The organism is Streptomyces phaeoluteigriseus, from assembly GCF_001896135.2.
GTDB classification, from domain to species: Bacteria; Actinomycetota; Actinomycetes; order Streptomycetales; family Streptomycetaceae; genus Streptomyces; species Streptomyces phaeoluteigriseus.
This window is the reverse complement of record NZ_MPOH02000010.1, coordinates 1-5,234: the sequence shown is the minus strand read 5'-3', so window position 1 is coordinate 5,234 and position 5,234 is coordinate 1. Positions and strand designations below refer to the sequence as shown.

The following is a 5,234-nucleotide window of genomic DNA, read 5'->3' as shown; positions in this document are numbered from 1 at the left end:
CAGGTCTCCGCGTCCCATGCAGCCAGCCTGACCCCAATACCCCACCCCCGTCAGGAGATCCGAGAAACAGCGCCTAGTGCTGCAACGGTCTACGCCATGCGGGCAAGGTCATCGTTGGTGTGGTCACGGGTGGGGACCGTGGCACCGCGGTGTACGAGCAGGGGCTTTGCCCGGCTCGTCGCCCATGAGATCAACCACCTTTGAGGACCTGCTGCACCTAAGCGCATGCAGACCGGCGTCAATCCGCTCCCGGTCGAGGAATGCCGCCAGCCGGGCGATCCTGGGCATACGAGCAGAAGGCGTCCTTGTCGCGACACTGCTCCTAATCACAAGCCAGTGCCTTCCGGTGGACCACGCCCCTTCCGTGAACCCAGGGTGCTTTAGGCCTTTCCCCAAGTGACGACCGAGAGCAGCCGACCGTCAGAGGGTGGTGTCGGCGTCGAACGTCTCACTAGGGCCGACAGTTTCAACCCAGAGTTGATCACACCACAACCCTGGATGCCCCAGACAGGTGAGTATCCTCTACTCTGTTCCTGATGAGCTGTTGTAGATGACGCTTTTGCCGCATGTGCAACCAAGTGCACGCGGCCATCGATGCGAGTAGCTCGGAATGATGATCCAGAAACTCGTTGGCGTGACGGCGGAGTGATCTTCCGAAGTGGGATCTGCTAGCGCCAAGCGGTCGTATTCCGAGAAACGAAACAGCACGTCATGAAACATGTGAAACCGCCCTCTTACGGCCTGCTATTTACAATAGTTTCATCATCGGCCTTCATGGTCAATCTCGACCTGTGGGTCGCGAACGTGGCATTCGAAGCAATCGGCACAGATTTTGATGTGTCTTCCCTAGCGCGTCTCTCGTGGGTGCTCAACGCTTACACCATCACGCTGGCTGCTGCTTTGGTCTTGTTCGGGCGCATGGGCGACAGGTTTGGGCAACGGCGCCTCTTCCTGGTTGGCATGGTCCTGTTCTCGCTGGCGTCGGCGGTTTGCGCGGCGGCGCCGGATGTGAATGTGCTCATCATTGCGCGAGTCTTCCAGGGTCTCGGAGCCGCAGCTCTACTTCCCGCATCGCTAGCCATTCTCATACACGTATCCGCCCCAGAGCGACGCCAATCGGCGGTGCGCTTATGGTCGGCAGTGGGAGGCATGGCTGCGGCGCTTGGCCCCGTCCTCGGGGGTCTTCTTGTGCAGGTTGACTGGCGCTGGATATTCCTGGTCAATGTACCGATCGGCTGCCTTATTCTTCTGTTGGGGATGGGTAGCCTGCCTCGCGCATCAGCAGACATTCAAGGCAAGCCTATTGACGTGCTGGGGTCGATCCTTCTCACTGGCGCTATCGGAGCCACCTGCCTGGGCTTGGTTCAAGCGCCGGAGTGGTCTTGGGCTGACTGGCGAACCATCACGACCTTCAGCGCGGCGGGGATTTTTGTAGCAATACTTGCGTCGAGCGCAAGCCGCCGGCCAGAGCCTCTCATAGACCCACGTCTGCTCCAAATCAAAGATTTCCGCACTGCGAATATCGCCAATATTGCTTTCAGTGTGGGATTCTCAATCCTGCTGGTTTCACTCTCTCTGTGGTGTCAGTCAGTCTGGAAATACTCGGCGCTCCGCACGGGCCTCGCCCTGTCTCCGGGCCCGGCTGTAGTCCCGATCGCAGTAGTACTCTCCATACCTCTTTCGCGGCGATTCGGAAGTCACAGGGTCTCTGCCGTTGGGTGTCTCTTGTTCTGCGGGTCGGTACTGTGGCTGGTGCACTCCATCGACACGAACCCGAATTACGCAGAGTCATTATTAGTCAGCCTCCTATTCGCTGGATTTGGCTTCGCATTTGCTGCAGCCACGCTGATTGCAGTGGCTGCAGGGTCCTTGCCTTCTGACAGCGCAACCACCGGTTCTGCCATAATTAATGCGGGACGACAGTTAGCAGGCTGTTTGGGTGTTGCTATCTTAGTAACCATTGTGGGATCTCGGCACAATCTTTCGGATTTCTCAACACCCCTCAAAAATAGCTGGTATGCGGGGGCGGTGTTTTCTGCGATTGCTATTCCGTTTTGTCTAAGGCTGACCAAGAAACCCGCGGGGGAAAAGTGATCATCAATACACGAGGGCCGGAGTCTGCTGTGCAAGCCGTGCCGGAATTGTCTCCAACGCAATTCACTTACAAGCCCAGATACTATTGGCTTATCGTGAGGGGGTTGCTCAACTCAGGGAAGCTCAATTTAGAGGATTCGCGTCGCGCGATTTCGTCAAGCTATACGATCTCGCCTGAGACTCACCAGCGTTATGGAGATCTTTTCGACGTCCCACCGGGACGCCTTGATAGCGTTCCGTTCAATTATGTGACTCGATCCGCGGCGACCTGGATCGTAAGATCTCTCGGTGATCTCGGAGTCAACTTCTCTAGTCTTCGGCACGTGAAAACTGCGCAAAAATTCATTAAACCGCCTGGCCCCATTACTCCTGGGAAATCCCAGCATTATTGGGTTGGTATGGATGACATCGTTCCCTTCGGTAGGAACCGGGTGGTCGTCATATTCAAGGGAGCCATTCAGGATGACTTAGGAGAGACTTGTACGACCTATGAAGATTACTTCATGATAGGTGGCATCAAGGCGGCAAGCATGAAGATGCTTCGTAGTCACGCCCATCTCGGCAAATCACGGGTTAGCGATCTTGCTTCGCTGACCCGAACTCTTCCCATCGAGGACTACCAGGCAGCGATTGATTTCGTCATTCCTGCCCAGATGGGGCGTGACTATGCCAAGCTCTCCGGGGACTTAAATCTTGTGCATATACACAACGCAGTGGCTCGACTCTCCGGGCACCCGAAAGCATTTATCCAGGGCTTCTGCACGGCAAACTACATCGTGAAGCACTTGAGTCTTTCTGTTGGACCGATCACGGAGATCGAGACACTCTTCTCGCGCCCGGTATATGTAGATGAGCCGGTCAGGCTATTGCACAATGAAAAGTGTTTCAGCCTCGTCTCCGCGGAATCTAAGGTCCTCTCGTTCGGGTTCTGGTCTTAGAGGTCCTAACAAAGGCGTTGGACGTGTCGGTGGGTGATGAGGCAGGTGGCGAGGCCGAGGAAGGCTTCGTGGATGTCGTCGCGTCGTTCCCAGCGGATGCGCAGGCGGCGGAAACCGTGCAGCCAGGAGATCGTTCGCTCGACGACCCAGCGGAAGATGCCCAGGCGGGAGCCGTGTGGTTGGCCGCGTTGGGCGATCGCGGGCCGGATGCCGCGTTTCCATAGCAACCGTCGGTATTTGTCGTGGTCGTAGTCTCGGTCGGCGAAGAGCATGTCCGGCCGTCTGCGGGGCCGCCCGGCGGCGCCTGAGACTGCGGGAATCTTGTCCGGCAGCGGAATCAGCTGAGTGACGTCGTTGCGATTGCCGCCGGTCAGAGACACCGCGAGCGGGATGCCCTGGCCGTCGACCAGGACGTGGTGCTTGCTGCCCGGCCGCGCTCGGTCGACCGGGCTGGGACCGCTTTTGGGCCCCTGCGGGCCGCCCGCACGTGGGAGGAGTCGATCACCGCCCTCGACCAGTCCAGCTGCTTCGCCGATCGCAGCTTCTTCAGCAGCACCACGTGCAGCTTCTCCCACACGCCGGCCTCGTTCCAGGCGGCCAGGCGCCGCCAGCAGGTCATGCCCGAGCCGAAGCCCAACTCTTGCGGCAGGTACTCCCACTGGATGCCCGTGTGCAGTACGAACAGAGCCCGGTCAGATACTCACGAAACCCCCGCCGCTGGGCCAGGCTGAAGAAGAGGTCGTCGAACCGAGCCGCATAGTCTCCAACGGTCCCGGCGCAGGCGGACACGGACGGCGAGCAGTCATCTTCAGCCCCCAGCCAGGCAGTTGGCCCCTATCACCGGCCTACGACCAACCCGACCCGTCGTCAATCCCCACCATCGGCCGGATTTAACGAACTACCGGTAGGACCTCTTAGCTATGCTCGCGCACTCCTTCCTGTCCGCCACGGCACACCAGCCCTGGGAAAAGGGGGCGGAACAGGTGAGACAGCCGGGGCCGTCGGGCCCACAGTGGCGGAGGTTCGGCGACTCCTGGCAGCTTGTCGCGCCCGACCCCCGCACCTGAGTGGACACCGCGGACGACACCACGCGATGAGCTGGTCGAACTGGCGCCGCCGACGCCAGCAGTCGCCCGCGGCGTTGTCGCACGATCGAGGGGCGGTCTCCGTGAGACCGCCCCCGCACGACCGAAGTCCCGCTACACTCCGGCCACCCGGCGAAAGACCACGTCAGGCGGCGAATTCCTGATGGAGTACTAAGACCGTGTCCTACATGGTCAGTTGGCTGTTGTGCTGGGTATGGGGAGTGGACGGTGGGGATGGATCGTTCCGGACGGCTTGTGGGAGTTGGCAAGGCCGTTGCTGCCGCCGGCGCGGGTGCGTCCGCAGGGTGGCGGGGTCGCGAACATCGATGATGAGGCCGTGTTTGCCGCGATCATCTATGTGCTGGTCAGCGGATGTGCCTGGCGGGCGTTACCGCCGTGCTTCGGAGCGTCGAAGTCGACCGTGCACCGCCGCTTCGCCATCTGGTCCCGCGCCGGAGTCTGGGGACGGCTGCACCAGAAGGTTCTCCAGCTCCTGGACGAGGAGGGCCTGGTCGACCTGTCCCGTGCGGTCCTCGACTCCGCGCACGTGCGCGCTAAAAAGGGGGCGAACACACAGGTCCGAGCCCCGTGGACCGGGGCAAGCCAGGTTCCAGGATGCATGTCCTGTCCGACACGAACGGACTGCCCCTACGCGTCGGGCTCTCCGCGGCCAACACCCACGACAGCCAGGCCCTGAAGCCGATGCTGTCCCATTTCCACATAGGACACGAATCCCACGCGACCGATTCCAAGCCTCAACGCCTTCATGCGGACAAGGCGTACGACGTCCCTCACCTGCGGCGATGGTTATGGGGCAAGCGCATCGGTGTCCGTATCGCCCGCAAGGGCATCGACTCCAGCGAGCGGCTCGGCCGTCGTAGGTGGGTCATTGAGCGCACCATGTCCTGGCTGACGGGCTACCGACGGCTCAACCACCGTTATGAGCGGCAACCAGGCAACTACCTGGCCTTTCTTGGACTGGCATCCGCTCTCTGCTGCTACAAGCGGCTCCTCAAACTGACCATGTAGGACACGGTCTAAGAAGCCATCTCATTTGGCGTGTTCGGTAGGATGTCGGCCGTGGTGGGGATCGTTGAGCGGCTGGTGCCGGACGAGT

3 protein-coding genes and 1 pseudogene are annotated in these 5,234 nt (G+C 60.3%); 3 read left to right on the top strand and 1 reads right to left on the bottom strand.

Annotation, left to right across the window (positions count from 1 at the left end; all coding sequences use genetic code 11):
* Window positions 1-711: 711 nt before the first annotated feature.
* Window positions 712-2,094 (top strand): MFS transporter, encoded by a 1,383-nt coding sequence (locus tag BM536_RS11090; protein ID WP_073500057.1) that lies wholly within the window; start codon window positions 712-714, stop codon window positions 2,092-2,094.
* 323 nt (window positions 2,095-2,417) lie between these two features.
* Window positions 2,418-3,032 carry a MaoC/PaaZ C-terminal domain-containing protein gene (locus BM536_RS11085; protein WP_143650886.1) on the top strand — a complete coding sequence of 205 codons (615 nt, stop codon included), beginning with the start codon at window positions 2,418-2,420 and terminating at the stop codon, window positions 3,030-3,032.
* A 5-nt stretch (window positions 3,033-3,037) separates the two neighbouring features.
* Here BM536_RS11085 and BM536_RS11080 read toward each other — a convergent pair.
* Window positions 3,038-3,732: pseudogene (locus BM536_RS11080) on the bottom strand (IS5 family transposase); the annotation flags it as partial.
* A gap of 599 nt (window positions 3,733-4,331) precedes the next feature.
* Between BM536_RS11080 and BM536_RS11075 the strand changes: the two are divergent.
* A protein-coding gene (locus BM536_RS11075) for an IS5 family transposase (RefSeq protein WP_170109901.1) occupies window positions 4,332-5,146 on the top strand; the annotation gives its coding sequence in 2 pieces (ribosomal slippage) (window positions 4,332-4,674 and window positions 4,674-5,146; 816 coding nt in all).
* Window positions 5,147-5,234 lie beyond the last annotated feature (88 nt).

Excerpts from the sequence above, each read along its gene's own strand:
- BM536_RS11090 (WP_073500057.1), top strand. The coding sequence starts at position 712 with ATGAAACATGTGAAACCGCCCTCTTACGGCCTGCTATTTACAATAGTT.